The sequence below is a fragment of the Streptomyces sp. NRRL B-3229 genome (genome assembly GCF_000719505.1).
Classification (GTDB): Bacteria; Actinomycetota; Actinomycetes; order Streptomycetales; family Streptomycetaceae; genus Streptomyces; species Streptomyces griseorubiginosus.
The window spans coordinates 1-468 of the sequence record NZ_JOGP01000106.1; the positions used below are offsets into that span (position 1 = coordinate 1).

Here is a 468-nt window from a genome sequence, read left to right on the forward strand (position 1 = left end):
AAGCGGGCGCGGGCCAGTTTGCCGCCGCTCTGCGTGAAGCGGGGCACGCGTGGGGCCAGGTCCTCCCCGAAGAGCGGATCGACGGCGTGGGCCGCGGCGAGCTGTTGGTCGAGAAGGTCGCCGAGGACCGTGCGCACGGCGCCGGACACGTCCCGGTCCACGGCGCCCGGATCCTCGGGGGCCGTGGGTGCCGCCTGTGGAGGGGGCCACGGATGCTCGCCGCGGCGGTGGTCCCCCTGTGCGGTCTGGCACGGTGGCGGAGCGGGGGAGGCCTGCTCCGGGGTCGGGTGGGTGCCCGGACGCAGGTCCGCGCGGTGGTCGTTGGCCACGGTGGAGCTCATGCTGCCGGGTCCCCTCGTCGAGATCCTGGTGATCAGAGCTGGTGCAGTCGACACGGGTTCCTGCCGGGTGGCGGAAACGGATGCGGCACGGCACGAGAACCGCGGGGGAGTTGTTCGAGTCCTGCTC

General features: G+C 73.7%; 1 pseudogene. It reads right to left on the reverse strand.

The features are described from left to right. Positions 1-341, reverse strand: a pseudogene (locus IF54_RS43170) (polyprenyl synthetase family protein); the annotation flags it as partial. Between the last annotated feature and the right edge of the window lie 127 nt (positions 342-468).